General features: G+C 66.1%; 27 protein-coding genes. 19 read left to right on the top strand and 8 right to left on the bottom strand.

All coding sequences use genetic code 11. The features are described 5' to 3' along the window. The first annotated feature begins 51 nt into the window (after positions 1 to 51). Positions 52 to 582: a DUF4190 domain-containing protein gene (locus J2808_RS06480; protein WP_309813391.1), complete on the top strand. Its 531-nt coding sequence runs from the start codon at positions 52 to 54 to the stop codon at positions 580 to 582. Here the strand turns inward: J2808_RS06480 and J2808_RS06475 are convergent. The 3 genes from J2808_RS06475 to J2808_RS06465 form a co-directional block, all read right to left on the bottom strand. Next, a complete protein-coding gene (locus tag J2808_RS06475) occupies positions 579 to 920 on the bottom strand; it encodes a hypothetical protein (RefSeq protein ID WP_309813388.1) in 342 nt (113 codons plus the stop codon). The two genes, J2808_RS06480 and J2808_RS06475, sit on opposite strands and share 4 nt — an antisense overlap. Positions 921 to 1,115: 195 nt before the next feature. Continuing rightward, a complete protein-coding gene (locus J2808_RS06470; RefSeq protein WP_309813386.1) occupies positions 1,116 to 1,319 on the bottom strand; it encodes a hypothetical protein in 204 nt (67 codons plus the stop codon). A gap of 84 nt (positions 1,320 to 1,403) precedes the next feature. Next, positions 1,404 to 2,861: an amidase gene (locus tag J2808_RS06465; protein WP_309814213.1), complete on the bottom strand. Its 1,458-nt coding sequence runs from the start codon at positions 2,859 to 2,861 to the stop codon at positions 1,404 to 1,406. 137 nt (positions 2,862 to 2,998) lie between these two features. Between J2808_RS06465 and J2808_RS06460 the strand changes: the two genes are divergently transcribed. The 3 genes from J2808_RS06460 to J2808_RS06450 all read left to right on the top strand — a co-directional run bounded on the left by J2808_RS06460 (position 2,999) and on the right by J2808_RS06450 (position 4,636). Continuing rightward, complete coding sequence (locus J2808_RS06460; protein WP_309813383.1) at positions 2,999 to 3,325, top strand: rhodanese-like domain-containing protein; 327 nt, start codon at positions 2,999 to 3,001, stop codon at positions 3,323 to 3,325. 39 nt (positions 3,326 to 3,364) lie between these two features. After that, positions 3,365 to 4,345, top strand: coding sequence for a prephenate dehydratase (gene pheA / locus J2808_RS06455; protein ID WP_309813381.1), 981 nt, complete (start codon positions 3,365 to 3,367; stop codon positions 4,343 to 4,345). 84 nt (positions 4,346 to 4,429) lie between these two features. Beyond that, the gene (locus J2808_RS06450) at positions 4,430 to 4,636 is read left to right on the top strand and encodes a hypothetical protein (protein ID WP_275213833.1); all 207 of its coding nucleotides are present in this window, start codon (positions 4,430 to 4,432) and stop codon (positions 4,634 to 4,636) included. Positions 4,637 to 4,648: 12 nt separating this feature from the next. On the opposite strand, the gene J2808_RS06445 is transcribed toward J2808_RS06450, so the two are convergent. Then, positions 4,649 to 5,707, bottom strand: coding sequence for a diacylglycerol/lipid kinase family protein (locus tag J2808_RS06445; protein ID WP_309813377.1), 1,059 nt, complete (start codon positions 5,705 to 5,707; stop codon positions 4,649 to 4,651). 89 nt (positions 5,708 to 5,796) lie between these two features. Here J2808_RS06445 and serS point away from each other — a divergent pair, with 89 nt between their 5' ends. From serS to J2808_RS06420, 5 genes are all read left to right on the top strand, one after another. Beyond that, entirely contained in the window at positions 5,797 to 7,077 is a 1,281-nt protein-coding gene (serS, locus tag J2808_RS06440; RefSeq protein ID WP_309813376.1) for a serine--tRNA ligase, read from the top strand. 230 nt (positions 7,078 to 7,307) lie between these two features. Further along, a complete protein-coding gene (locus J2808_RS06435; RefSeq protein ID WP_309813374.1) occupies positions 7,308 to 8,165 on the top strand; it encodes an HAD family hydrolase in 858 nt (285 codons plus the stop codon). Positions 8,166 to 8,212: 47 nt separating this feature from the next. Then, positions 8,213 to 8,638 carry a DUF6597 domain-containing transcriptional factor gene (locus tag J2808_RS06430; RefSeq protein ID WP_309813372.1) on the top strand — a complete coding sequence of 142 codons (426 nt, stop codon included), beginning with the start codon at positions 8,213 to 8,215 and terminating at the stop codon, positions 8,636 to 8,638. A 40-nt stretch (positions 8,639 to 8,678) separates the two neighbouring features. Continuing rightward, on the top strand, positions 8,679 to 8,879 hold the full coding sequence (locus tag J2808_RS06425; protein WP_309813369.1) for a hypothetical protein: 201 nt from the start codon (positions 8,679 to 8,681) through the stop codon (positions 8,877 to 8,879). A 79-nt stretch (positions 8,880 to 8,958) separates the two neighbouring features. Then, entirely contained in the window at positions 8,959 to 9,351 is a 393-nt protein-coding gene (locus J2808_RS06420; protein WP_309813364.1) for a DUF1761 domain-containing protein, read from the top strand. A gap of 54 nt (positions 9,352 to 9,405) precedes the next feature. On the opposite strand, the gene J2808_RS06415 is transcribed toward J2808_RS06420, so the two are convergent. Next, positions 9,406 to 10,005 carry a hypothetical protein gene (locus J2808_RS06415; protein WP_309813362.1) on the bottom strand — a complete coding sequence of 200 codons (600 nt, stop codon included), beginning with the start codon at positions 10,003 to 10,005 and terminating at the stop codon, positions 9,406 to 9,408. 124 nt (positions 10,006 to 10,129) lie between these two features. On the opposite strand from J2808_RS06415, the gene J2808_RS06410 reads away from it, so the two are divergent. Next, complete coding sequence (locus tag J2808_RS06410) at positions 10,130 to 12,619, top strand: phosphoketolase (protein WP_397427999.1); 2,490 nt, start codon at positions 10,130 to 10,132, stop codon at positions 12,617 to 12,619. On the opposite strand, the gene J2808_RS06405 is transcribed toward J2808_RS06410, so the two are convergent. Next, the gene (locus tag J2808_RS06405; protein WP_309813359.1) at positions 12,616 to 13,371 is read right to left on the bottom strand and encodes a DUF429 domain-containing protein; all 756 of its coding nucleotides are present in this window, start codon (positions 13,369 to 13,371) and stop codon (positions 12,616 to 12,618) included. The genes J2808_RS06410 and J2808_RS06405 overlap by 4 nt on opposite strands. A gap of 143 nt (positions 13,372 to 13,514) precedes the next feature. Between J2808_RS06405 and J2808_RS06400 the strand changes: the two genes are divergently transcribed. Next, positions 13,515 to 14,345, top strand: a complete 831-nt coding sequence (locus tag J2808_RS06400; RefSeq protein WP_309813354.1) for an alpha/beta fold hydrolase — start codon at positions 13,515 to 13,517, stop codon at positions 14,343 to 14,345. Between the two features lie 12 nt (positions 14,346 to 14,357). On the opposite strand, the gene J2808_RS06395 is transcribed toward J2808_RS06400, so the two are convergent. Then, positions 14,358 to 15,695: a carboxylesterase family protein gene (locus J2808_RS06395; RefSeq protein ID WP_309813351.1), complete on the bottom strand. Its 1,338-nt coding sequence runs from the start codon at positions 15,693 to 15,695 to the stop codon at positions 14,358 to 14,360. 86 nt (positions 15,696 to 15,781) lie between these two features. Continuing rightward, on the bottom strand, positions 15,782 to 16,270 hold the full coding sequence (locus J2808_RS06390) for an inorganic diphosphatase (RefSeq protein WP_024818962.1): 489 nt from the start codon (positions 16,268 to 16,270) through the stop codon (positions 15,782 to 15,784). Positions 16,271 to 16,422: 152 nt separating this feature from the next. On the opposite strand from J2808_RS06390, the gene dacB reads away from it, so the two are divergent. The 8 genes from dacB (at position 16,423) to J2808_RS06350 (ending at position 26,009) form a co-directional block, all read left to right on the top strand. Continuing rightward, positions 16,423 to 17,943, top strand: coding sequence for a D-alanyl-D-alanine carboxypeptidase/D-alanyl-D-alanine endopeptidase (gene dacB / locus J2808_RS06385; RefSeq protein ID WP_397427998.1), 1,521 nt, complete (start codon positions 16,423 to 16,425; stop codon positions 17,941 to 17,943). Between the two features lie 231 nt (positions 17,944 to 18,174). After that, a complete protein-coding gene (locus tag J2808_RS06380) occupies positions 18,175 to 19,308 on the top strand; it encodes a zinc-dependent metalloprotease (RefSeq protein WP_309813346.1) in 1,134 nt (377 codons plus the stop codon). Positions 19,309 to 19,410: 102 nt separating this feature from the next. Next, entirely contained in the window at positions 19,411 to 20,481 is a 1,071-nt protein-coding gene (gene tilS / locus J2808_RS06375; RefSeq protein ID WP_309814206.1) for a tRNA lysidine(34) synthetase TilS, read from the top strand. A 30-nt stretch (positions 20,482 to 20,511) separates the two neighbouring features. Then, positions 20,512 to 21,063, top strand: a complete 552-nt coding sequence (gene hpt, locus J2808_RS06370) for a hypoxanthine phosphoribosyltransferase (RefSeq protein WP_018762659.1) — start codon at positions 20,512 to 20,514, stop codon at positions 21,061 to 21,063. Positions 21,064 to 21,395: 332 nt separating this feature from the next. After that, positions 21,396 to 22,673, top strand: coding sequence for an ABC transporter substrate-binding protein (locus J2808_RS06365; protein WP_309813335.1), 1,278 nt, complete (start codon positions 21,396 to 21,398; stop codon positions 22,671 to 22,673). 85 nt (positions 22,674 to 22,758) lie between these two features. Next, positions 22,759 to 23,646, top strand: a complete 888-nt coding sequence (locus J2808_RS06360) for a carbohydrate ABC transporter permease (protein ID WP_309813332.1) — start codon at positions 22,759 to 22,761, stop codon at positions 23,644 to 23,646. 50 nt (positions 23,647 to 23,696) lie between these two features. Then, positions 23,697 to 24,614, top strand: coding sequence for a carbohydrate ABC transporter permease (locus J2808_RS06355; protein WP_309814204.1), 918 nt, complete (start codon positions 23,697 to 23,699; stop codon positions 24,612 to 24,614). 27 nt (positions 24,615 to 24,641) lie between these two features. Continuing rightward, the gene (locus J2808_RS06350) at positions 24,642 to 26,009 is read left to right on the top strand and encodes a right-handed parallel beta-helix repeat-containing protein (protein WP_309813329.1); all 1,368 of its coding nucleotides are present in this window, start codon (positions 24,642 to 24,644) and stop codon (positions 26,007 to 26,009) included. Positions 26,010 to 26,041 lie beyond the last annotated feature (32 nt).

Here is a 26,041-nt window from a genome sequence, read left to right as displayed (position 1 = left end):
GGCCAAGGGCGGCGGTAGGCTGGGAAGCGAAGACTTCGAATGGGGAAAACAATGAGTGACCAGACCACGCCGCGCCCGGATTCGCAGGGTCCCGGAGCCCAGGGCACAGGCGATTCACCAACCGGCTACGAAGCGCCACAGTTTGTGCCGGCGCCGGGCTCAAGCATCCCCGCGCCGCCCCTTTACGACTGGAACCAGCCCGCGGCCGGCCAGTACAAGCAGCCTGCCGAGCAGTACGGTGCGCCATACGTGCAGCCGGGCAGCCCCTATGGTCCGCCTAGCACCTACGGGCAGCCCAGCCATTACGGCCAGCCCGCGTACTACGGCGTGCCGGCCGAGCCCAAGGGCCTGAGCATCACCAGCCTGGTCTGCGGCATCTCCTCGGTCATGCTGGGGATGATGCTGATTCCGCAGATCGCTGCGATCATCACCGGCCACCTTGCCCTCGGCCGCGAGCCTTCCGGCAAGGGCATGTCCATCACGGGGCTGGTCCTGGGCTACCTTTGCCTGCTCGGTTACGGCGCGATCTGGCTGCTGTTCATCGTCGGCGTGATGGCCTACAGCTCAAGCTATAGCTACTAGGTCTCCGGAGACTGGGGTTCGGCGGCGATCCGCTTCGCCTGCTCCCGTTCCGCGTCGCTCAGGATGGCGGGCCCGCTGTCACGGAACGTCCAGTTGGTTTTCACTCCGCCCGGCCCGGTGAGGGACCCGCCGGCCAGGGCCTTTTCGATCCGGCGGCGGACCTCGTTTTCCTTGGCCGGTTCGGCGGCGAAGACGATCCTGAGTTTCACCTCGTTGCCGTCACGGGCATGGCCGGTGTGATGTGGCGCCAACGGGCACGGCGGTACGTGCTCCCAGCTTCCGCACAGTTCCAGGGTGATGGCCGCGCCCGGTGCCGCGGGATCGGATCCGGCTGCCATCAGCAGAGATGCTTGGTGTACGTATTGTCCGCGCATTTTTGGTGTCCCTCCAGATTTCCAAGGCGGTCTTGCGGGGGGCGGTCCAGGTCCTGCCGGAGGTCCCCGGCCGGCCGGGTTGCCGTGGCGGAGTGCCTGGCCGGCCAAGGGGAAAGGCCCCAGCCAGGGGCCTTTCGTCAAGCGGGCTTGGCCAACAGGTCAGACCCTCTCGCGGGTGCGCTCAGCAGCAGGTTCCTCGGCTTCGTGGGTCTTCCGGCGACGCGGGAAGGCCCAGAAGGTGAAGTCCTGAGCCGTGAAAGTGGGCTCCGAACGGTCCGGCGGTGTCTGCTGGCGCGCTTCGGGTTCACGGGTGGCTTCCTTCTTGATGCCCCACCCGAAATCCCTGCTCGATGAATAGCACATCACAGGCCTCCTCATGGTGACTGCCCTTTAATGGTCCACCCGTTCGGCTCTGGAGTCGACACCCGGAACCTGTTCATGCCGGCTTCAGAATCCCAGCTGGGCCGCCACTTGGAGCAGGAGCAGTTCCGAGCCCACCGGTCCCACCAGCTGGATGCCCATCGGGAGTCCGCTGGCCGCTTGTCCGCCGGTCCAGTACACGGGAATGGTGATGGCCGGCAGGCCGCAGACATTCACCATGGAGGACCACGGCGCGAATTCGCACTGCCTGCGGTAGTCGTCGTCGGCGTCGCCCGCCCAGGCGGCGGCGGGCCAGCGCTCGCCACCGTGCGTGGCGCCGGCGAACCAGCCCACCGGCCGCGGCGTCTGGGCCAGGGCAGGCATCAGCATGAGATCCCAGGCCCCGTACTGCGTGACGGTGTCGCGCTGGAATTGCCGCAGGAACGCGAGTGATTCGTTGAGCTTGGACGCACTGCGCTGTTGGGCCCTTCGCCGGAAGGTCCGGGTCAGCGGGGCCAGCAGCGCCTCGCGGTGCGGACTGATCCGGGCGGTTCCGACGGCGGCGGTCCAGGCTGTGGTGAACGCGTCCGCGTAGCGGTTGTCGTAGCGGACGGCAGCTTCGGTCACGGCATGCCCGGCGTGTTCCAGCATGTCCCGGCCCGCCTTCAGGGCGGCCAGGGCTTCCGGTTCGGGCGTGAACGGGAACGTCGCGGACCAGGGGCTGTCCAGGGTGAGGCCGATGCGCAGCGGCCGCGGTTCGTGCGTGACGGCGCCGAGGTAGCCGGTTCGGGGGGAAGGCACCAGCGCATCCATCAGCAGGGCAGCATCGGCGGCGCTCCGGGCAAGCGGGCCTGCCACCACCAGTCCGGCGGGATCACCCAGGCTCTCGCCCGACGGCACGAGCCCACGGCCCGGCTTGAGCCCCACGAGTCCGCACGCAGCCGCGGGGATGCGGATGGATCCGCCGCCGTCGGTCCCGGGTGCGAAGGGGAGCAGCCCAGCGGCCACCGCGGCCGCGCTGCCACCGGAGGAACCGCCGGAACTCCGGCTGGGAGCGTGCGGATTGCGCGACGGCGGGGCGATGCGGTTTTCGCTGTACGCGGTCAGGCCGAACTCCGGAACCTGGGTCTTGCCCAGCGAGATCACGCCTGTGGCTTTTAATGCCGCAGCCAACGCCCCGTCGGCTGGCGCGGGTTTGTGCTCCAGCGCGGCGCTGCCATGCGTGGTCACCACGCCGGCCACATCAGTGAGGTCCTTGAAGGCCAGCGGCATGCCGTGCAGGAGCGGAAGGACGTCACTGGTGTCTCCGGCCGGGTGTTTGGCATGATCCGTTCCCGAGCCCCTTCGAAGGCGGGAATACCGCGCATCGGCGGCACCGGCGTCGGCCATGGCCTGTTCCGCGGTGACGGTGACAAACGCGCCCAGCAACGGGTTCCGCTCCGCGATGCGGGCAAGGAAGTGGGCCGTCGCTTCCCGCGCAGAGAGCTCGCCGGATCGGAGGGAGTCCCGCAGCTGGACGGCGGACAGGCGGTGGATCTCGGCCATGAAAACGGTTGACTGCGCAGCGGGCAAGGCTCCTCCTCAGGATCAATGAGAAGCGTAACCTGCCAGGGTTTCGGCAGGCATGGGGACGGCTGGCGCTAGGCTGGAAGGAGACCATGATCATCCGAAAGAGGACTCCCGTGAGCGATTTCGAATCCGTGCCAGTCAACGACGTCCCGGCCGACGCCGCCATCCTGGACGTCCGCGAAGACTACGAGTGGGTAGCGGGACACGCAGATGGCGCCCTCCACATACCGCTGGACCAGCTGCCCGCACGGCTGGAGGAGCTGGACCCGGACGAGGACCTTTATGTCATCTGCCGCACCGGCGGACGGTCCTTCCGCGCCACCCAGTGGCTCACCGGCCAGGGCTATGCGGCCATCAACGTTGCAGGCGGGATGGACCAGTGGCTGGAGTCAGGAAAGCCGCTTGTGTCCGACAACGGGCTCAAGCCGCTCATTCTGTAGTCGCCCCACGCTTCGTCCATCACCGTAGAGGAATATTCCATGCCGGCGTCACCCGCAACCTTCACCTTCCTCGGGCCTGAGGGAACCTTCACCGAGGCGGCGCTGATGCAGGTACCGGGTGCCGCAGCAGCAACCCGCATCCCGGCTTCCAACGTAAATGCGGCGCTGGACATGGTCCGGGACGGCTCTGTGGACGCGGCCATGGTCCCCATTGAAAACTCCGTGGAAGGCGGCGTCACAGCCACACTTGACGCCATTGCCAGCGGACCGGAACTCCGGATCATCCGCGAGGTGCTGGTGCCCATTAGTTTTGTGCTGGTGGCCCGTCCAGGCGTGGCGCTCACCGGCATCCGCCGTATCTCCACCCACGGTCACGCGTGGGCGCAGTGCCGGCTGTGGGTGGACGCAAATATACCCGGTGCAGAGTACGTCCCAGGGTCCTCCACGGCGGCCGCCGCCATGGGGCTGCTACAAGAGGACGCCCATTACGAGGCAGCGATCTGCGCACCGATCGTGGCACAGGAACAGCCGGGCCTGGCCGTCCTGGCGGAGAACATTGGCGACAACCCGGGCGCCGTAACCCGGTTCATCCTGGTGGGCCGGCCCGGTGCCCTGCCCGAGCGGACAGGTGCGGATAAAACCACCGTCGTGGTCCCGCTGCCCGAGGACCGGCCAGGTGCGCTGATGGAAATCCTGGACCAGTTCGCCACCCGGGGCGTCAACCTCAGCAGGATCGAATCCCGGCCCACCGGACAGTACCTTGGCCATTACTTCTTCAGCATCGACGCCGACGGCCACGTGCAGGATGCCCGCATGGCGGACGCGCTGGCCGGGCTTCACCGCATCAGCCCGGCCACCCGGTTCCTGGGCTCCTACGGGCGGGCGGATACCCAAAGCATTCACGTGGCACCGCACACGTCGGACGAGGCCTTCCGTGCGGCGCATGAGTGGGTGGGCGGGATTCTGCACGGGGTACCTCTCGTGCAGGAAACCGCTTCCGAGGCTTCGCCCACAGCGTAGGTCAGGGTACTTCCGTGCGATTGTTACTGTGCGTATGCTTGCTTGATCCACTTGGGGGACGGCCCCTAACGAAGGGAGCGGGTCATGAGTACCAGTAGCACCGATAATGACGGCCAAGGCATGATCGTTAACCCCAAACCGACCGCCGACAACCAGGACTGGGACGGCGATGAGGCAGACCGTGCTGACCGCCTGCGCTTCGAGGAGGAGCAGGCCATGATCCGTGAACAGTCCGAGGCCCGTGCCGCGAAGGCCGCCGCGGAGGAAGCAGCCAAGAAGGCCACCGCCTGAGGCCACGCCCGCTTAGGCCGCCTGCCCCTTCACCCTGATCAGGAGGGACCGCGGCGCCACCCGGACGGTGAGTTTCGTGGCCAGGCCGGACGTGTCGCCGTCGATCTGTGTGGGCATGGGCTCCGGGCACTTGATGACTATTTTCCCGGCCCTGTACATCGTCATGATGGGCAGGTTGCCCTTGTGCTTGAAGAGGATTTTCGCGTACATAGCCAGCCAGCCGATGGCGCTGCGCGGGCTCATAACCACCACATCCAGCATGCCGTCATCGATCATGGCCTCCGGGATGAAATCGATGCCGCCCGGCACCAGCCCGCAGTTGGCGAACAGCACGCTGCGGATGTTCCGGACCTGCTCCGGGTTGTCATCCAGGGCGACGGACACCTTCCTGCGCCTGCCCGGCAGGTGCCGCATGCCGGCCTCGGTGTAGGCCAGCCACCCCACGGCTTTTTTCAGGCCGTCGTTGGTGTCCGCCAGGATTTCCGCGTCCATGCCGATCCCGCCGATCACCAGGAACAAGTGTTCGGAGGAGTGGCCGGTACGGGAGTTTTCGATGCCCATCCGTGCGGTGTCGATGTAGCGCTGCTGGCCGAACAAGGCAGTCTCGATGCTGGCGTGGAGATCGTAGACATCCAGGTCAACGTTGCGTGCCAGCAGGTTCCCGGTCCCCAGCGGAATGAGGCCCATGGCCACATCAGTGTGCGCGAGGGACTCCGCCACCACCCGCACCGTACCGTCGCCGCCGCCCACCAGGACGACGTCGGCCTTGTACTCAAGCGCCGCCTGGGCCTGGGAGTGTCCCGGATCCTCGGCCGTCGTCTCCAGAATGAGGGGCTCGTCCCAGCCGGCAGCCAGGCAGGCGCGTTGGATGGCTGCTTTCGCCTCGGGAGCGCGCGCCTTGATGGGATTGAGGATGACGGCCACGCGCTGGTGGCTGAGGCCGGCTTCGTGCGCGTCTTCGTGGACGGCGCTGCGAACGTGCAGGGCTTTGAGCTTCCGTACACCCCACCAACTGGAGACGGCGAAGGCCAGCGCTGCCGCACTCAGGAGGTATAGAAGCCAGTCGTTCATGGTGCTTCAACAGTATCCCGGCCGCGGCGCCGCCATTCCCGCACCTTGGGCGGCAGTGCTGCGTGCGAGGGATTAGATACTCTTGTCTGGTGATCGACGTAAAAGACCTCAGCGAAAACCCGGACAAGTTCCGTGCCAGCCAGCGCGCCCGCGGCGCCGACGAATCAGTGGTGGACGCGATCATCGCCGCAGACTCCGCCCGCCGGGCCGCCCTGATCCGGTTTGAAAACCTCCGTGCCGAGCAGAACGTTTTCGGTAAAAAGGTGGCGCAGGCCAAGGGCGATGATAAAAAAGCCCTCCTGGCCGAAGTGAAGGAACTGGCCAACACGGTCAAGGCCGCCTCCGCCGAGGCGGACGCCGTGCAGGCAAAGCAGGACGAACTGCTGCGCAGCATCCCCAACCTCATCGAGGACGGCGTCCCTGAGGGCGGCGAGGATGACTACATTGTGGTCAAGACCGTCGGCACGCCCCGCGAGTTCCCCGAGTTCGAGCCCAAAGACCACCTGGAAATAGGTGAACTGATCGGCGCCATCGACATGGAGCGCGGCGCCAAAGTGTCCGGCTCCCGCTTCTACTTCCTGCGCGGCGTGGGTGCGCGGCTTGAAATGGCGCTGCTGCAGATGGCCATGGACCAGGCCATCGAGGCCGGCTTCGTGCCCATGATCACGCCCACCCTCGTGCGCCCCGAAACAATGCAGGGTACCGGTTTCGACGTAAAGCACGACGCCGAGATCTACCGTCTCGCGGAGGACGACCTTTACCTTGTGGGAACCTCCGAGGTGGCCCTGGCTGGCTACCACGCGGACGAGATCCTGGACCTCACGTCGGGCCCCATCCGGTTCGCCGGCCAGAGTTCCTGCTACCGCCGCGAAGCCGGCTCCCACGGCAAGGACACCCGCGGAATCATCCGCGTGCACCAGTTCAACAAGGTGGAGATGTTCATCTACACGACGGTTGAAGAGGCCGCCGCGGAGCACGAACGGCTGCTGGCCTGGGAAGAGGAGATGCTGGCCAAGTGCGAGCTGCCCTACCGGGTCATCGATACCGCGGCTGGCGACCTCGGCATGTCCGCCGCCCGCAAGTTCGACTGCGAAGCCTGGGTTCCCACACAGGGCGCCTACCGCGAACTCACCTCCACCTCGAACTGCACCACGTTCCAGGCTCGCCGCCTGAACATCCGCGAGCGTGTCATCAACTCCGAAGGCGTCGCCAAGGGCACCCGCGCCGTGGCCACGCTGAACGGCACCCTGGCCACTACCCGCTGGATCGTGGCCATCCTGGAGCACCACCAGAACGCCGACGGCTCGGTCAACGTCCCCGCCGCACTGCAGAAGTACCTTGGCGGCATGGAGGTCCTCCCGGTCCTCTAAGACCCGCTGACACACGGGACGTCCGCCTACTCCAACGCGGGGTCACTTTTCGTCCGATAAATCCCGTTTATCGGGCGAAAAGTGACCCCGCGTCCTGGTTGGAGCGGCGGGCCCGGGAGGCGAAGGTTAACACTCACAGCGGGGATAACCTGTGAGTATTAACCCCGTGTTCATCGCGTGCTGTGGCGTGCGTCCTAGCCGGTGTCAGGGGCCTCTGGTCTACTTGATGTATGACTACATTGACTGAAACGACAGTCGCTGGCATCGATGACCAGCGGATCGCAACCGAAAACATCACCAAGTTCATGGTGGCCCTTGACGTGGACGGCACCCTGGTGGACCACGACGGCCACATGTCCGTTCCCGTCCGTGAGGCCGCCCAGGCCGTGGTGGCAGCGGGACACGACGTCCTGATCGCCACCGGCCGTTCCCTGAACGCCACCCTGCCGATCATTGAGCAGATCGGCATCGACACCGGCTACGCCGTCTGCTGCAACGGTGGCGTGACCCTCCGGCTTGATCCCGGCCTGGCCGACGGCTATGAGATCATCCACAAATCCACGTTCGACCCCGCCCCGGCCCTCCGCGCCCTCCGCGAACGCCTGCCCACGGCCAAGTACGCGCTGGAAGACGAGGACGGCAACTTCCTTGCCACCGAGCGCTTCCAGGACGCCAGCTTCGGCGTTGAGTCGATCGGCGTCGACTTCCAGACACTGCTCGAGGCCACCGCGGTGCGCCTGGTGGTGTTCAGCACGGAGAACACACCGGAGGAGTTCTCCGAAACCATCCAGCAGATCGGCCTGGCCGGTGTCACCTACTCCGTCGGCTGGACCGCGTGGCTGGACATCGCCGCCGCCGGAGTCACCAAGGCAAGTGCGCTGGAGCGGCTCCGCGGCCAGCTGGGAACCGAATCCCACCTCACCGTGGCAATCGGAGACGGCCGCAACGACATCGAAATGCTGGGCTGGGCCGGACGCGGCGTCGCCATGGGCCAGGCCCCGGAGGAAGTCATCGCCGTAGCCGATGAGGTCACCGCGTCGGTGTTCGACGACGGCGCCGCGCACGTGCTCCGCAGCCTCCTTTCGTAGGGCTGCTTCTCGTAGGGCTGTTTCCGGCCGCACCGTAGACTGCACGTGTGCATTTCGAGGAGTGTCCCGCCCCCGCCGGGCTGCAGCCGTTCGTCACGGGGTTCTGGTTCATCCGCGCCACCCCCGCAGCACGCTTCGAAAAGATCCTGCCGGGGCCCTCGGCGTATCTGGTCCTGAATCTGTCTGATCCGTACCGCCTGATCGAGCCCGCCCCATCCCGGGAACCAGCCCGGGAAGTGGCAGCCGGGTTCTACTCAGGACTCCAGCGGACGTACCTGATCAGCGAAAACCCCGCGCAGCTCTTCAACGTCGGGGCCGTCCTCGCACCATTCGGAGCGGCCGCGTTTACTGAAGTGCCGCCGTCGTCCATTACCGGGCAGGTGCTGGACGCGGAGGGGATCTTCCCCGGATTCGGCAGCTTGCGCGCCGCGTTGAGCCAGGGACTGCGGCACGACGCCAAAGGCATTCTCTGACGTCTGCCGCTTCCACCGCTTCGTCAACGCTGCGGCCGCTTTGCCTCCGGGCGCCGCGGCGGGCAGGGACCTCCTTGCCCTGGCCGACTACTACGACCAGCCCCATCTGGTCCGGGCGTTCCGCCGCTTTGCCGGCTTCACCCCGTCGGAATACCTCAGGATCGTCCGGGAGCACGGCGCAGGCTACGCCACCTTTGTGCCGGTGGAGGAGCTGCCGGGCGGCGCATCAGGACGCGCCTGATACTGCGGGATTTGTACAAGACCCCCCCACGTGGCGGTGGCTAGCATCGGGCTATCACCTCTGAAAGGCGGATGGCCCCATGGACATCAACATCAACTGGCTGGCAGTGTTCCAGGCTGCCTTGGCGAGCTTCATAGTGGGCGGGCTCTGGTGCTCGGTGCTTTTCGCCAAGGTGTGGCAGCGTGAAGCCGGCCTAACCGACGATCAGCTGAAGCGCGGCACAGCCCAGGTTTTTGTCGGCTCGTTCCTGCTCGCAGTGGTCATGGCCGTAGTGCTCGCGGCGTTTATCGGCAGCGGGGGCGCAGTATTTGGTGCCCTGGCCGGGCTGGCTGCCGGTGCGGCCTGGGTGGCGGCTGCCCTGGGCGTGAACTACCTGTTTGAACGCCGAAGCCTGACCCTGTTTGCGATCAACGCCAGCTACAACATTGTGACGTTCTCGGCCATGGGCGCGATTATCGGGGCCCTGCAGTAAGCGGCCCTGGCAGCAATCGCCCTGCAGTAGGCGGGGCCGAAACAGCGGGACCGCTCAGCGCACCTCGAGGATGAGCGCCAGCAGCCGGGCGGCGGCCGGACGGGCAGCGTATTCCTCGGTCCATTGCGCCCGGGCCACCGCCTTGCTGACGGCTTGGGTGGTAATCCCCAGCTCCTGGGCCACCGCTTTCTGCTGTCCGCGGACACCGGGGGTCATCAGGTCGAGGACCCGCCACTCAGCACCGGACCTGTCCCTGACGATGTGCCCCAGGAGCCGGAGGACGGCTTCGGCCTCGTGCGAGACATCGGCCAGGGGTCCTTCAACGGCAACCGGGATGCGTTCCTTGCCGTTGCGGAGCCGGTCCACGGCGCGCCGGGCGTACACGAGGCCATGGCCGGAGGCGTCCTTGATTTGGTTGGGCAGCGGCTCATTCACCGGCCCCACCCCCAGGCCCACGTACCAGGAGCCACAGCGCAGGGCGATCAGCGCCGCTTCAACCGCCTGATGCGGTGAGTCGACAATTCCTTGGACTTCGTCCTCCACCGAACGGTCGAAATCAAGGCGCGCCGGAATATGCCGCAGGTCCTTCAACAGTTGAGGGACGCGGTCGCCGTCGCGCCGGCTATCGGTCTGGTTGATGGTCAACGTGAACATGTGAAAGACAGACTACCCGCTGGTAGCAGGCGGAGGGCAAGTGAACCGGGGACTCCCACGCAGGTCAGGGAACGCCTGGGTTGTGCCGGGGCGCCGAAGATGTTGCGATGGTGGCACGGCCGCCATGAGGCGGGCACACAGGGACGTGAGGACAATTGTGGTGGGGTACCCGGAAGACGAACTGACGCAGGACAAAGTGACGCAGGAAGACCTGGAACTCGTGGACCGCTGGTGGCAGGCCGCGAACTATCTTTCGGTGGGCCAGATCTACCTCCGCGCCAACCCGCTGCTGCGCGAGCCTCTCGCTGCGGATCACACCAAGTCCCGGCTGCTGGGGCATTGGGGGACCACGCCGGGACTGAACTTTGTCTACGCCCACCTGAACCGTGTGATCCGCCGCGACTCCCAAAACATGCTCTTCGTTGCCGGACCCGGCCACGGCGGGCCTGCCGTGGTCGCCAACGCGTGGCTGGAGGGGACCTACTCCGAGATTTACGGCGCCGTGGGCTCGGACGAAGCAGGAATAGCGGAGCTGTTCCGCCAGTTCTCCTACCCCGGTGGCATCCCCAGCCACGCGGCGCCGGAGACCCCGGGCTCCATCAGTGAAGGCGGCGAACTGGGGTACGCGCTCGCCCACGCGTATGGGTCTGTCTTCGATAATCCCCAGCTGATAACCGCCGTCGTGATTGGCGATGGGGAAGCGGAAACGGGGCCGCTCGCGGCGAGCTGGCACTCGCACAACTTCCTGGATCCAGTTCACGACGGCGCCGTGCTGCCCATCCTGCACCTCAACGGTTACAAGATTGCCAATCCCACCATTCTGGCGCGGATGCCGGAGGAACAGCTGGAACAGCTGCTGCGCGGCTACGGTCACGAGCCGTACTTCGTGACCGTAGCCGACCCCGATGACACGGCGAAGGCGCACCGCGACTTTGCCGCGGCCCTCGACGACTGCGTCGCGGGGATCCGGGAAATCCAGGAGGCACGCCGCGGCGGCTCGGGTGAAGAAGGAACGGACGACGTCGGCGCTTCCGCCGGCTCACGAGGCAACGGCACCGCGCCGCGCTGGCCAATGATTGTGCTGCGCTCGCCGAAGGGCTGGACCGGCCCGCGGACAGTGGACGGCAAGCAGGTGGAGGGCACCTGGCGAAGCCACCAGGTGCCGCTTGCCGAGGTCCGCACCAACGAGAAACATCTGAGGCAGCTCGCGGAGTGGCTGGCGTCGTACCGCCCGGACGAACTGTTCGACGCCGACGGGCGGCTCCGGCCAGACGTCGCCGCCAATGCGCCCACGGGGAACCTCCGGATGAGTGCCACTCCGCACGCCAACGGCGGACTGCTGCGAAAACCCCTGAAGCTGCCCGCCTACGCGTCCCACGCCGTCGAGGTTTCACCACCGGGGACTGAGCGGATCAGCCCCATGATCACGCTGGGCTCGTGGATGCGCGATGTCATCTCGCTGAACATGGAGACCTTCCGCCTCTTCGGACCCGACGAGACCGCGTCCAACCGGCTGCAGGATGTCTACGAGGTCACCGACAAGGTGTGGCAGTACCGGATTGACGACGTCGATGAGCACCTCGCCCGGTCCGGCCGCGTCCTGGAGGTGCTGAGTGAGCACCTGTGCCAGGGCTGGATGGAGGGCTACCTGCTGACCGGCCGGCACGGGGTGTTCAGTTGCTATGAGGCCTTCATCCACATCGTGGATTCCATGTTCAACCAGCACGCCAAATGGCTCAAGGTGCACCGGAAGCTTCCGTGGCGCCAGCCGGTGGCCTCGCTGAACTACCTGCTCTCGTCCCACGTCTGGCAGCAGGACCACAACGGGTTCTCGCACCAGGACCCGGGCTTCATTGACCATGCGGTGAACAAGAAGGCCGAGGTCATCCGGGTGTACCTGCCGCCGGACGTGAACACGCTTCTCGCGGTCATGGAGCACTGCCTGGCGTCAACGGATTACGTGAACATCGTGGTCAGCGGAAAGCAGCCGTCGCCCACGTGGCTGGGGCCGGCCGACGCTGCGAACCACTGCCGGCGGGGGCTGGGCATCTGGGAATTTGCGGGTTCCGAAGTGCCGGGGGAGGAACCTGACGTGGTGCTCGCGTGTGCCGGCGACGTTCCCACGGTGGAGACCGTCGCGGCTGCGGAGCTCCTGAAGGAAGGCGCCCCCGGGCTGAAGGTCCGGGTGGTCAACGTGGTGGACCTGATGCGGCTGCAGGACGCGAGTGAGCATCCGCATGGCCTGACATCGCGGGACTTCGACGGGATCTTTACCCCGGACAAGCCGATCATCTTCGCCTATCACGGCTATCCGTCGCTGATCCACCGGCTGGCGTACCGGCGCACCAACCAGGAGGGCCTGCACGTGCGCGGCTACAAGGAGGAGGGGACCACCACCACGCCGTTCGACATGGCCATGCTCAACGGCATCGACCGGTTCCAGCTGGCCATCGACGCGATCGACCGCGTGCCGGGCCTGGCGGAGAAGCACTCGCTGCTGCGCCAGGACCTGCAGGACCGGCGGATGCAGGCCCGCGAACACACCCGCACCGAGGGCGAGGACCCGGAGGACATCCGCAACTGGACGTTGAAAAACAGGGAAACAAACGGCTAGGCCCTGGTGAGACCGGCCAGCTGGCCGGACGGAACATGGATCCAACCTTCGGTCAGAGCTGCGGCGGCATGGGTTTCCGGTGGATGGAGGGTCTGGCCAACTGCCGCAGCACGGGCGGTCAGCGACGCGATCACCGCGTCAAAGAGGTCGTCGGAGGCGGCCAGCCGGTCTTCGCTGCCGGCAAGGTCCAGCCAGGGCGCCGCCGCGGCCAGGTGCTCCAGAATCACGCCAAGACGTTCCGCCTCGGGAGCGCCCCGGCCCTTGTAGCCACGGGCCAGGAGACCCCAGACCTTGAGCGACGCCGCAGGGTAGACCTCCGCCAAACGGCCGGACCCGTCCCTGGCCTGCGGCCCGTGCTCCGCTGCGATCTTGGCCTGGATCACGGCGCAGCGCATGGCCGGGTGGGCGAGCCGGTCGGCGGAAACACTGAGGGGGATCAGCCCGGTGTGCCCGGTGACAAAGCGGTCCGTGTCCCGGTAGGCCAGGAGCCGGCGCCCCTCGATGCCGTCGTGCTCCAGGACCGAACGAGCATCAAGATTCAGGTGGCCGGCGAGGAACGGCAGGAAGGCGTCCGGCCAGCCAACGGGGCAGTCGATTCCGGTCATCGAACTGCTGCCGAACAGTTCCACGATTTCCCGGTCATCCACGTCCAGGGCGAGGTGCACCAGACGTGCGGTGCCGGCGTCCCATTCCAGGACAGCGACGGCCGTCTTCCTGGCCGCCGCAGCGAGATCGACGCCCAGGGTCCTCAAGTGACACTGCCGGTTACCGAGGGAGTCATGCAATCGACCTTACCGCCGCCGTGCTGGACGCCACGTGACACCCGGATTCCTGTCTGGAACGCTGGTTGGCAGAGGGTCGGCCAGCGGCCCGCTGCCCGGAAGGAACCGTCCTAATGCCATGGCTTGATGTGCTCGGCAATGATATCCATTACACCGACGCAGGCCACGGCCAGCCGGTGGTCCTCCTGCACGGCCATGCCTCCGCGGCGGCATGCTGGGAACCGATCAGCACTGAGCTGGAGCGGGACTTCCGGGTGCTGGCCTACGACACCTACGACCACGGCTGGTCCTCGAACTCGCCGCGGCAGGGTCCCTTGGTTGACCGGGTAGCGGAGTTGGAGCATTTCATCGGTTCGCTCGGGCTGGAAGAGCCCATCATCGTAGGGCAGTCCATGGGCGGCATGACTGCGCTTCGCTGGGCCGTCCGCCATCCGGGCGAGGCAGCGGCGCTGGTGGTGTGCGGCATGGGCTGGCCGCTGGTGGTGCCACCTCCCGGGCAACCCGGCCAGCCGGAGGAATTCCAGGTGTTCAGCTCGCTCGACGCCGATGAGCGGATCTGGCTGGGAGTGGGGGATTCATTCACGGAGGAATGGATCGCGGACAACCCGCTCGACTACGCCCGCTACATCCGGGTCCGGTCCACAGCCGCAGCGATCGAAGCGGCCCGCCACCCACGAAGCCTCGCAGCAAGCCAGGGCGAGTTCCTCAGTGCCGCCGCCCAGGACGTGGATGCATTCCAGCAAGGACTGGAGTCGATCACCAGCCCCTTGCTGGTGTTCATCGGGGACGCCGAAAGGCCACGCATCCGCCGCGCGGCAGAGCACGTAGCCGCAACGGTCCGGGGCAGCCGCCTGCTGGTAGTGGAGAACGCGGGCCATAACGCGTATTTCCAACGGCAGGACTTGCTGGTGGCGGCAATCCGAAATGCCGGCGCCGGTACCTGAGGACCTCCCCGGTTACACCGACCGGTAGTGAAGGGCGCCCGGGATGCCGCCCGACTCGCCGAGGCTGTCACCCCGGGCAAAGGATGCCCACAGCCGGCGTACCTGACGGCCAACGGCATTGGTCTCATCCCACGTTGCGCCCGTGAGGAGCCCGGCAGCGGCCCAGGTCTGCCGGTTTCCAAAGAGCAGCGGCAGGTCAACGGTGTGTGCAGCGCGGTAGAAGTTTCCGGGCGCACCCCAGGACAGCACGTAGCTGTGCGCCTTGCCTCCGGCGCGGGCATGGCGGCGGGCAAATTTCCGGGCAGCCCGGCCGTAAACCGCCTCCGTCACGGCCCAGTTGATGCTCCTGATGGCGACGGTGCCCAGCACCGGAACCCTGCCCAGCCGGCTGACGACGGGGCTGCGCGGCAGGAACAGCCTGGCCTCATCTGCCGTATGCCCGATCAGCACCTCGATGCCCGGCGCGGTCACGTTCCAGGCGTCCTCGATGGCGGCTTCCGCCGGCAGCGGGGCGTGCCCGTACTGAGTACCGAACGGCATGGCCGCAATCAGCCCGTACTTTCGTGCTACCTGGGACACTTTGTCCTCAATGGCCACAACCTCCATGGCAGGAGTGTCCTCGGTGACCGCCTCCGCGGCGATGCCCATGGCGCGGCTCATCTTGTGCCGGCCGCGGGTGATGCCCAGCGGCGCACTCTGGATGATGGCCCGCTGGAACAGTGATGGCGCTTCGGGCGTCGCCATCAGGTGGGCTACGGAGTCGCCTCCGGCTGACTGGCCGAACGCGGTGACGCGGCCCGGATCCCCTCCGAACGCGGCGATGTTGCGTTGCACCCAGCGGAACGCTTCCAGCTGGTCCAGCAGGCCGAGGTTGGCAGGCCGGCCGGTACCGGTGGCGAGGTATCCGAACAGGCCCAGCCGGTACGTCACGGAGACCACGATGACCCGGTTTTCTGCCACCAGCGACGCGGCATCAAAGATCGCCAGGTCGCCGGAGCCGGACGTGTATGAGCCGCCGTGCAGCCACACCATGACCGGGACCCGTTCGTCCTCGGCCAGGCCCGCGGGCACGGTGATCGACAGGCACTGGCAGTCCTCGCTGCCGGGGAGCTCGCCGTATCGCGTGCCCAGGATGTCGTCCAGGAACGGGACGGGCCCCTGCGGGCAGGCCGGTGCGAGGGTGGTGGCGGCATAGTCATCGGTCCAGTCCGGCGCGGCCACTGGAGGTTGGAAGCGGCCCGCGGTGGCAAACGGAATGCCGGTCGCGCGCACCACCTCACCGTCCCGCCATCCTGTGATGGGCCCGCACGGCGGGTCAAAATACGGGGGACTCGAAGGCTCGGAACTCACCCTCCACCTTAACCACAACGCGGGGTCACTTCATGCCCAATTCCTGACGTGGAATGGGCGGGAAGTGACCCCGCGTTGCGTGAAAATCAGTGCGCGGCCGGAACGTAACGCTTGATGGATGCTTCCAGCTCGGCCTCGGCGGCGGCGCGGTCGCCCCAGCCTTCAGCCTTGACCCACTTGCCCGGCTCCAGGTCCTTGTAGCGGGTGAAGAAGTGCTCGATTTCCTTGATCAGGAATTCGCTGACGTCGCTCACTTCCTGGATGTGGTCAAAGCGGGCGTCAACGGGGACGCAGAGGACCTTGGCGTCTCCGCCGCCGTCGTCGGTCATGTTGAAAACGCCGATGGGGCGGGATTCAACAATGACACCCGGGTGCAGATCGAAGTCCTGCAGGAGCACCAGTGCATCCAACGGGTCGCCGTCTTCACCCAGGGTGTTCTCGAAGAATCCGTAGTGCGTGGGGTACTGCATGGAGGTGAAGAGGACGCGGTCCAGGCGGACGCGGCCGGTCTCGTGGTCAACTTCGTACTTGACGCGTGATCCCTTGGGGATCTCGATGGTCACGTCATGCTTCATGGAATGCTCCTCGGCAATTGCAGGGGTTCGCGGCACAGGAGACGAACCACAAAAGGAGTGTCGGTGCCGCCGACTACTATTGAGGATATAGCGAGAGGCCCAGGTTTCAGGAACTTGCGGGGAAATTTCAGGACTTGAGGACCAGCAGCAGCATGAAGGAAACATCGCGCCCCGCAGCGTTCAACGGCGGGTTCAAGGACGCTATCGCTTCTGCCACAAGTCGCGCCGGCCGCACGGCGCGCCAGGCATGGCCGCTCGCCGTCCTTGCGACCCTGATGCTGGTACTCGCCGTTCCCGCCGCCTTTGTGGTTGCCCCCGGCTTTATCGGCCCGGAACCGCCCGCCGCCGCTCCTGCCACACCGGCCTGGCAGCTGCCCCCGGCCACGCTCTCTGCCCGGCAAGGCCTGTCCCCGCTCGCGGACAGCGCGCCGGTGCCGCTGCCCTCCGCCGTCACGGCGCAGCTGGACGCCGTGTTAAAGCCCGACGGCGGCGGCAGCTTCGCGGGGTTCGTCCAGGATGCGCTCACCGGCGATGTCCTCTTTGACCGCGGGGGTTCGGAGAACCGGATTCCCGCCTCCAATATGAAGCTGTTTACCGCCGTGGCCGCACTGCGGGCGCTTGGGCCGGACCACCGCTTCAGCACCAGGGTCCTCGCCGGGCCCGACCCCAACCACGTGGTGCTCACCGGCGGCGGCGATGTCCTCCTCGGCGCCGGCAAATCCGTGCCGGACGACGTGATGGGCCACGCCGGGCTCGCCACGCTTGCCGCCGCCACCGTCACAGCGCTCCAGGCCAACGGAACAACCGGCGAGCTGACGGTCATGGTGGACGATTCCCTGTTCAGCGGACCCGCCTTGAACCCGGCCTGGGCTGACGGGGATGTTGAGGCCGGCGAGATGGCCCCGCTGTTCCCGCTCGCCCTGAACTCGGCGCGTTACAACCCCGCCGTCACCACGGGCCCGCGCCCGCAGGACTCGGCTGTTGCGGCCGCGGAGGCGTTCGCTGGGCAGCTCAAGACGGCCGGCGCCGCGGCGGGAATCACGGTAGCAGCCGGCGTCGGGCGTCTCCCGGCTCCCGAAGCCGTCTCCGAAACCGCAGGCAGCGCGATCCTTGCCGAGGTACAGTCCGCCACTCTCGGCGAACAGGTGGGCCTGATGCTGGAGTCCTCCGACAACTACTTGGCGGAGACCCTGGGCCGGATGGCCGCGGCAGCGGCGGGAGAGCCGGCGAGCAACGACGGAGCCAGCGCCGCGGTCCGCGCACACCTCGCCGAGCTGGGTATCGCCACGGACACCATGCGGTTTGCGGACGTGTCCGGGCTGGCCATCGGAAACCAGGCCTCCGCCCGCCAGCTCGCCGACGTCGTGCGGGCCGTCACCACCGGAACCGACCAGCGGCTGCGGGCCGCACTGGATGGCTTCCCGGTGGCCGGGCTGACCGGGACCCTGGAGGCCCGCTACGAAGATGGTGCCACCTCCCGTGGGGCGGGCCTGGTCCGGGCCAAAACGGGGACGCTGAACACGGTGATCTCACTCAGCGGATACGTGGTGGACGCCGACGGGCGGCTCCTGGTGTTCTCGTTTATCGGTAACGGTCTGAAGCCTGGCGCGGCCGGGAACCGTGAGGCCGTGGACCGTGCCGCCGCCACGCTTGCTGCCTGCGGCTGCCGGTAGGGCTGGCAACAGCGGCCGGCCCCTGCGTGCATACGCGCTGGGACGATTGCTGTTCCCACCCAGTGTGCGAGCGCTGCTTAGGACTCCGCTTTCGTCCCCCTGTGCGCGCCCTGTGGACATCCCAGTGGACCTGCCAGCGGAGCCGCCTGTGGACCTGCCACCGGGCCTGCCAGCGTTCGCCGGTCAGCGAACTTAAGGACCTTCCGCCGTCGGCTGTGATGTGATGGGGCTATGGAGTCCACTGCGCGCGATTCGTCAGCACCGGCGTCATCCAATCCGGCCCAGGCCCTGATCAATTGGGACCTGGCCGCATCCACCGCCGCCCGGCTGGCTTCCGCGGGTCCAACGCTGGGCTCGGCGGAAATCGGCGAGGCCGTGGACAGCCTGCGCCGCCTCGCGGATGCTTCGGTCCCGCACGTCCACGAGATCACCGGCCTCGAAGCCGCGAGGGACCTCCGGGACTCCTCTGTCCTGGTGGTGGACCGGGCCAACTGGGCCAAGGCCAACACCCAAAGCTTCGCGGTGATGCTCAAACCCGCCATGGAAAAGATGCTGGAAAGCCGCCGCGGCACTGTCAGTCCGGCGGCGGCCAGCGTTAGCGGCGCCATCACCGGTAGCCAGCTGGGCGCGGTCCTGGCATTCCTCTCCAGCAAGGTCCTCGGCCAGTACGATCCCTTCGCGGCCCTGGCCGAAGGCTCCAAAGCGCCGGCAGGCGGCAGGCTGCTGCTCGTGGCCCCCAACATCGTCTCCGTGGAGCGGGAACTCAACGTCACGCCCGAGGATTTCCGGCTCTGGGTCTGCCTCCACGAGCAGACGCACCGTGTTCAGTTCGCCGCGGCGCCCTGGCTCCGCCACCACATGCTCTCCGAGATCGACAACCTCAGCGTTCACCTGCTGGGCAACGTCGATTCCCTGATGGAGCGCGCCTCCGCCGCCGCCCGCTCCCTTAAGGACCGCTCGGCCACGGGCAACACCCCCGGCCGGGGTGCCATCCTGGACCTGCTGCAGAACCCCGAGGAAAAGGCGTCCCTCTCGCACCTCACGGCCGTGATGAGCCTGCTGGAGGGCCACGCGAACGTGGTGATGGACGCCGTCGACGCCAGTATTGTCCCGTCGGTCAAGACCATCCGGCAACGCTTCACCGACCGCGGCAAGGACCGCGGCGTCATCGAGAAATTCATCCGCAGCCTGCTGGGCCTGGACGCCAAGATGCGCCAGTACTCCGACGGCGCCAAGTTTGTCCGCGAGGTTGTGGCCGTCGCCGGGATGGAGGGCTTCAACAGGGTCTGGGAATCCGCTGACAACCTCCCTACCGAGCCTGAGATCCATGAGTCCAGGCTGTGGGTTGACCGGATGGGCCTGTAGGTGCCGGATTCCCCCCACGTGCCGGACGTGCAGCAGGAGCCGCACGCAAGCGGCCGACGGCGGCCCGGCAGGCTGGCGCCCGTCGTCGGCAAAGCGCGCAAAATGCTTCAGAACGCCCTTGCGGAGGCCGGCTATCCCGCCCACGTGCTGGTGGCCTGCAGCGGTGGCCCGGATTCCCTGGCACTCGCCGCCGTCGCAGCCTACTTTGCCCGCCGTGGCCATGTTGACAGGCACCCGCTGACCGTGGGTGCCGTGGTGGTGGACCACCAGTTGCAGGAGGGATCGGCCCAGGTGGCCGCGGCCGCCGCCCAGGCCCTGAAGGAACTGGGGCTCTCCCCGGTGGAGGTCCGGACCGTCGACGTCGACAGTACCGGCATGGGCCCCGAGGCCGCCGCCCGGGACGCCCGCCACGCAGCATTGGAAGCAGCGGCAACTGAACAGGGTGCCGCCGCCATCCTGCTGGGCCACACCCTGGACGATCAGGCAGAACAGGTCCTCCTCGGCCTGGCCCGCGGTTCCGGCACGCGCTCGCTGGCCGGGATGCGGCCCGCCCGCGGCCTGCTGCTCCGGCCCTTCCTGGGCCTGCGCCGCGAGGACACCCTCGAGATCTGCCATGTTGAGGAACTGCAGCCCTGGCACGATCCCAGCAATTCGGATCCGGCCTTCGCCCGCTCCCGGACCCGGGTGGAAGTGCTGCCGCTGCTGGAGGAAAAGCTCGGGCCGGGAGTGGCTGAATCGCTCGCCCGGACTGCGTCCATCCTGCAGCTGGACGCAGACTATCTGGAGGACGTGGCAGAACGCACATACGCCGATTTGGTGCAGCGGTCCGGCCCGGAAATCAGCCTTCCCGAGGACGCCCTCGGCGCACTTTCCCCGGCCATCAGGTTCCGGGTCATCGCCAAGGCGGCAGCCGACGTCGGGGGTCAACAGCCCAGCTACCAGCGCCTTCTGGCCGCGGAAGCGCTGCTGCGGCGGCAGGGTTCGGCCGGTCCCGTGGAACTTCCCGGCGGGGTGAGTGTCTACCGGCTCTCACTCGCCGAGCTGGCCCAGCGGGACACGGCGGAAACGCAGCCCGGGGCCCCTGACAGGCCCGATGGCGGCATTCCCGTTCCCCGTGAGGCGGCCCGCTGTGGGAAGCTAGTATTCCGGCCTCAAAAACCGCCCCAAGAATAGTCGCACCCCGCATCTACACAGGAGCCATTGGTGGATTCAAACGACGTCCAGGCAGACCTCAAGCACGTTCTCTACACCAAGGAACAGATCCAGCAGCGGATCACCGAGCTCGCTGCCCAGATCGACAAGGACTACGAAGGCCGCGAAATCCTCGTCGTCGGCGTACTCAAGGGTGCTGTGATGGTCATGGCCGACCTCGCCCGCGCGCTCCACAGCCACGTTTCGATGGACTGGATGGCAGTATCCTCCTACGGTTCCGGAACCCAGTCCTCCGGCGTGGTCCGCATCCTCAAGGACCTCGATACGGACCTGATGGGCAAGGACGTCCTGATCGTTGAAGACATCATCGATTCCGGCCTGACGCTGTCCTGGCTCAAGACGAACCTGGAATCCCGCGGCACCGCGTCCGTGGAGATCTGCACCGCGTTCCGCAAGCCCACAGCTGCCAAGGTGGAGATCGACGTCAAATACGTTGGCTACGACATCCCCAACGAGTTCGTGGTGGGCTACGGCCTGGACTACGCCGAGAAGTACCGCAACCTGGACTTCGTGGGCACGCTCGCCCCGCACGTCTACGAGTAAAGACTCACACGCGACAATGCCGGCGGCGGCCTCTTCGGAGGCCGCCGCCGGCGTTTAAGCTCTGGAAAATCCAGCGCCGGGGATTGCGGCGTCGCCCGGGACGGATGCGGGCTGCGGTGTCAAAATGCGCCAAAGTGGCCGAACTAATGCAATGACCGCTCATGACTTATGCGCGCCGGCCACCTCCGTCAACAGGCAAAACTTCCCAGACTGTGACCCTTGACACTTCGTCGGCGCGAGGCCTACGTTGGTGCCAAGTCGTTTTGGCAAAACGATTTTTCACCCCACAAACCGTCTCGCCATTCCGTTCGAGAGAAAGTGAGTCGACAGCGATGTCCACTCGAAAGATGATCAACAGGTTCGCCACCATCGGCGGCCTCTGCACCGCTGTCGCACTTGCGGCCACCGGGTGCGGCGCTGGGGGCCCGACCAGCTCGGGTAGCGCCGCCAGCACCGTCAACGTCCTGGTGGAGGCCGGCGGCCACGCCGAGCTGACAGGCGTGGCCCAGCAGTGCAAGAATGACGCGGGAATCGACGTCAACTTCGTCGAGCTGCCCTATGACGGCATGTTCAACCGGCTCTCCAGCGAGTTCTCCTCCGGCAACGTCTCCTTCGACGTCGCAGCACTGGACTCCGTATGGCTGCCCAGCTTCAAGGACGCCGTCCAGCCCATCGACGAACTCTTCACCGACGAAGCCAAGAAGGACATTTTCCCGGCCCTCGTCAAGGAAGCCAACGTGGACGGCCACTTCATCGGCATGCCCGCCTGGACCAACGCCGAAATCATCCTCTACCGCACGGATCTCTTTGAAGACGCCGCGAACAAGGCCGGCTTCAAGGCAAAGTACGGCTACGACCTCGCGGCTCCCACCACCTGGCAGCAGTACAAGGACATCTCCGAGTTCTTCACCAAGGACGGCATGTACGGAACCGACGTCAAGGGCGGCGTCGAGACCGAGTGGCTGGCACACGTTCTTCAGGCCGGCTCCCCAATGGTCCTGGACGAAAACAACAACGTGGTCATCGACAACGACGCCCACAGGGAGGCGCTGGACTTCTACACCAGCCTCACCAAATACGCGCCTCCGGGTGCCGCACAGGTGGACTGGGCCGCTGCCCAGAACCTGTTCAACCAAGGCAAAACCGTCATGACCCGCTTCTGGGCCCACGCCTACCGCCAGATCCCGAAGGATGCACCGGTGGCCGGCAAGGTGGGCGCGGCTCCGATGATTGGCGGCAGCGCAGGCGTGGCCGGCGTTCCCGGTCCCTGGTACCTCTCCGTCCCCAAGGCCACCAAGAACACGGACAACGCCAAGAAGTTCGTCAAGTGCGCTTATGACTACAACAGCATGGGCATCGAGTCCAGCCTGGGCCTCGCCTCACGCATCTCGGCCTTCGAGAAGTACCAGGACAAGGCCGGGTACGAGAGCTTCGGCCCACTGATCAAGACACTCAACGGTGACGCCACCGCCACCCGGCCGGCAACCGAAAAGTGGCAGCAGATCGTGGACACCGTCCTGGTGCCCCTCCTGCAGAAGGCTGTGGCCGGCGGGGACTCCGCCACCCTCCTGGCTGACGCCAAGAAGCAGATCCAGGACCTCCTCAAGTAAAAACTCCGCGGCCGGCACCAGCCAGCGCGGCACCGCCCGCAAATGCGGTGCCGGCCGCGGCCCCAAACCAACAGAAGAGAAAACCGTGCGTATCTCCGATCGCCGCTTCGCCCTGTATCTCATGACTCCGGCGGCCCTGTTCCTGGCAGTATTCGTGGCCTACCCGCTGTTCCGACTCATCGCGGACAGCTTCTTCAAAATCTCGCCCATGGCCGGCGGCCCCCGCGACTTCGTGGGCTTGGACAACTACGTCAGGGCATTCACCTCGGAAGCCTTCATGGGCGCTGGCTGGCGGACCCTGGCCTACACCCTGGTGGTGGTCACCCTCGAATTCGCCCTCGGGCTGGGCATGGCCCTGCTCTTCACGATGCTGGGCCGCAAATCCGAGATCTGGCGGACCGTGTTCCTGTACCCGCTCATGATCGCCCCGATCGTGGCTGGCCTGCTGTGGAAGTTCCTCATGATCGACAACTTCGGCCTGATCGGGACACTGATGCACCAGGCCGGGCTGCTGGCCAACCCGAATCAGATCGGCTGGTTGTCCGACCCCAACATTGTGCTGTTCTCGGTGGCCATTCCGGACATCTGGCTCACCACGTCGTTTATGTGCCTGGTGCTGTTTGCCGGGCTGCAGAACATCCCCGGTGACATTATTGAAGCGGCCCGCCTGGACGGGGCCAGGGCGCCTGCCATGCTGTTCCGGATCATCCTTCCCCTCCTGCGGCCCGTCATTGCCGTCGCGCTGGTGGTCCGCGGAATCGACGCAGCCCGGGCCTTCGACACCATCCTCATCCAGACCAACGGCGGCCCCCAGTCCGCCTCCGAAACCATGAGCCTCCTCATTTACCGCACCATGATCCGCTTCGGCGATCCAGGACTGGCAAGCGCCATGGGCACCATCTACCTGCTGGCCATGCTCGCCGTCGCCTTCGTCGCTGTCTCCACCATCTGGCGGCCAGGAAAGGACAACTGATGAGCCTCGCAGACTCCCGCCTTCACGGACCAGCCGCAACGGAGACCACCATGCCAACCACAACAGCGCTTCCCGCGCTCCCCACCCAGGTTTCAGGAGGCAACGGTGCGCGCCGCCGTCGCCACTACGCCGAGGGCCTTGAGGTGGGCAAGCGCAGCACCAGGACGCTGCTCTGGATCCTGCTCGCGGCGGCCATGATCCTCTACGGCTTCCCGTTCCTCTACCTGCTGTTCACGTCATTCAAGACGCCGATCGACACCATCGCCGTGCCGCCCACCATCATGCCCAGGGAATGGACGCTGGAGAACTACACCAACGCCCTGGGACGCAGCGGGGTGCTGGCCTCCTTCATCAACAGCGCGCAGACGGCCATCATCAGCACGGTCCTGTCCCTCGTGCTGGCAGTTCCGGCCGCCTATGGCATCACGCGATACAAGACACCCAGCGGCCGCGTTTTCATCATGGCGGCCCTGGTCACCCGCATGGTGCCGCCGGTGGCCATCGGCATCCCGCTCGCATCGATGATGTCGGCAGCTGGACTCGCTGACACGCCGATCGCCCTGTCCATCGCCCACACCACGATCTCGCTTCCGCTTTCGATCTGGCTTATGTCCAGCTTCTTCGAAGCCGTGCCGCAGGACCTGGAGGAAGCGGCCACCGTGGACGGCTGCAGCAGGCTCGGAGCCCTGTGGCGGGTGGTCATCCCGGTGGTGTCCGGCGGCATCGCAGTCACGGCGATCTTCGCGTTCCTCGCCTCATGGAACGAGTTCCTCTTCGCCCTCCTGATGACCGCCGTCCGGTCCCAGACCACACCCGTGGTCATAGCAAACTTCCAGACCCAGTTCGGACTCGACTGGGGATCCATGACGGCGCTCGCCGCCGTCTACTCCATCCCCGTCATCCTGCTCACGCTTCTCCTGCAGCGCAAGATCGTCGCAGGCATGACTCTCGGCGCCGTCAAGGGCTGAGAAACCACAACACAAAGGGAAGAACCCATGTCAAGCAACAACTACTACGACGTGACAACGTGGCCCGTCGGCAATCCGTCCGAGGACGTCGGTGAAGTAATCAACAGCATCATCGCTGACATCAAGGACCGGCAGGCGGTCGCCGATGCGAACAGTGGAGGAAAGCCGGGCGCGGTGATCTACATTCCGCCCGGGGATTACCACCTTCGTACGCAGGTGGTGATCGACGTCAGCTTCCTCAGCATCCATGGCTCGGGACACGGCTTTACGTCCTCGAGCATCCGGTTCAATGTTCCCGAAGACGAATGGCCCGACTTGCATGAGCTGTGGCCCGGAGGGAGTCGCATTCTCGTCGACATTCCCCTCGGCGGCGACGGGGAGGAATCCAAGGGAGCCGCGTTCTACGTTGAGCGAAGCGGGAGCCCGCGGATCAGCTCGGTGGAGTTCTCCAACTTCTGCATCGACGGGTTGCACTTCACCCCGGATGGCTCGGGGATGCATCCGGAGAACACCTACGTCAACGGCAAGACCGGTATCTACGTGGCGAACGCCAATGACTCATTCCGCGTAACCGGCATGGGGTTCGTCTACCTTGAGAACGCTCTCACTATCTACAACGCGGATGCGCTTTCCGTTCACGACAACTTCATCGCTGAATGCGGAAGCTGCATCGAGCTGCGGGGGTGGGGACAGGCATCAAAGATCACCGACAACCTGGTCGGAGCGGGCTTCAAGGGTCACTCGATCTACGCCGAGAACCATGGCGGGCTCCTGATAACCGCGAACAACGTCTTCCCCCGTGGTGCGAGCAGCGTCCATCTCGACGGCGTCACGCGTTCAAGCGTCACCAACAACCGTTTGCATTCGTTCTACCCCGGGATGGTGATTCTTGCAGCGAACAGTTCGGAGAACCTCGTGGCCACGAATCACTTCCTGCGTGACCATGAGCCCTGGACGCCCTTCCTGGGCGTCGACAACGGACTGGACGACCTCTACGGACTTCTCTGTGTCAGCGGCAGCAACAACTCTGTCGTCGGCAACCACTTCTCCGAGATCATCGACGCACAGAGCATCCGGCCTGCAGGTGCGACCCCTGTCGTCATCCGGCTGATGGCGGGGGTCGGCAACTTCGTCTCCAACAACCACGTGGTGGCGATGGACGTTCACTCCAAGTCAAGTGACTCCTGCTTCTCTGCTCAGGTGGACGCCCTGTTGACCACCGAGGCTTCGGACGCCCTCGCCGTTACGGCCGTCATGGTCGATTCCGAATCAGCCCGGAATACGATCCTTGATTCCGGAAGCGACGCCCAAGTTATCGCAGACAGGGCTGTTAATGCCTTTAGGGCCACACCCACGGTCGGTTCCCAGGCGGCACATGCACTTGTGGCCCAGTAACCCCCTCAGGCCACGGCCACGCCAGGGAAACG

Origin of the sequence: Pseudarthrobacter sulfonivorans (assembly GCF_031454915.1) — a bacterium.
Taxonomy (GTDB): domain Bacteria; phylum Actinomycetota; class Actinomycetes; order Actinomycetales; family Micrococcaceae; genus Arthrobacter; species Arthrobacter sulfonivorans_C.
This window is presented reverse-complemented; position numbering and strand designations above follow the sequence as displayed.

Excerpts from the sequence above, each read along its gene's own strand:
- J2808_RS06480 (WP_309813391.1), top strand. The coding sequence starts at position 52 with ATGAGTGACCAGACCACGCCGCGCCCGGATTCGCAGGGTCCCGGAGCC.
- J2808_RS06475 (WP_309813388.1), bottom strand. The coding sequence starts at position 920 with ATGGCAGCCGGATCCGATCCCGCGGCACCGGGCGCGGCCATCACCCTG.
- J2808_RS06470 (WP_309813386.1), bottom strand. The coding sequence starts at position 1,319 with ATGTGCTATTCATCGAGCAGGGATTTCGGGTGGGGCATCAAGAAGGAA.
- J2808_RS06465 (WP_309814213.1), bottom strand. The coding sequence starts at position 2,861 with ATGGCCGAGATCCACCGCCTGTCCGCCGTCCAGCTGCGGGACTCCCTC.
- pheA (WP_309813381.1), top strand. The coding sequence starts at position 3,365 with ATGCCGGCGTCACCCGCAACCTTCACCTTCCTCGGGCCTGAGGGAACC.
- J2808_RS06450 (WP_275213833.1), top strand. The coding sequence starts at position 4,430 with ATGAGTACCAGTAGCACCGATAATGACGGCCAAGGCATGATCGTTAAC.
- J2808_RS06445 (WP_309813377.1), bottom strand. The coding sequence starts at position 5,707 with ATGAACGACTGGCTTCTATACCTCCTGAGTGCGGCAGCGCTGGCCTTC.
- J2808_RS06435 (WP_309813374.1), top strand. The coding sequence starts at position 7,308 with ATGACTACATTGACTGAAACGACAGTCGCTGGCATCGATGACCAGCGG.
- J2808_RS06420 (WP_309813364.1), top strand. The coding sequence starts at position 8,959 with ATGGACATCAACATCAACTGGCTGGCAGTGTTCCAGGCTGCCTTGGCG.
- J2808_RS06415 (WP_309813362.1), bottom strand. The coding sequence starts at position 10,005 with ATGTTCACGTTGACCATCAACCAGACCGATAGCCGGCGCGACGGCGAC.
- J2808_RS06410 (WP_397427999.1), top strand. The coding sequence starts at position 10,130 with ATGAGGCGGGCACACAGGGACGTGAGGACAATTGTGGTGGGGTACCCG.
- J2808_RS06400 (WP_309813354.1), top strand. The coding sequence starts at position 13,515 with ATGCCATGGCTTGATGTGCTCGGCAATGATATCCATTACACCGACGCA.
- J2808_RS06390 (WP_024818962.1), bottom strand. The coding sequence starts at position 16,270 with ATGAAGCATGACGTGACCATCGAGATCCCCAAGGGATCACGCGTCAAG.
- dacB (WP_397427998.1), top strand. The coding sequence starts at position 16,423 with ATGAAGGAAACATCGCGCCCCGCAGCGTTCAACGGCGGGTTCAAGGAC.
- J2808_RS06380 (WP_309813346.1), top strand. The coding sequence starts at position 18,175 with ATGGAGTCCACTGCGCGCGATTCGTCAGCACCGGCGTCATCCAATCCG.
- tilS (WP_309814206.1), top strand. The coding sequence starts at position 19,411 with ATGCTTCAGAACGCCCTTGCGGAGGCCGGCTATCCCGCCCACGTGCTG.
- J2808_RS06365 (WP_309813335.1), top strand. The coding sequence starts at position 21,396 with ATGTCCACTCGAAAGATGATCAACAGGTTCGCCACCATCGGCGGCCTC.
- J2808_RS06355 (WP_309814204.1), top strand. The coding sequence starts at position 23,697 with ATGCCAACCACAACAGCGCTTCCCGCGCTCCCCACCCAGGTTTCAGGA.
- J2808_RS06350 (WP_309813329.1), top strand. The coding sequence starts at position 24,642 with ATGTCAAGCAACAACTACTACGACGTGACAACGTGGCCCGTCGGCAAT.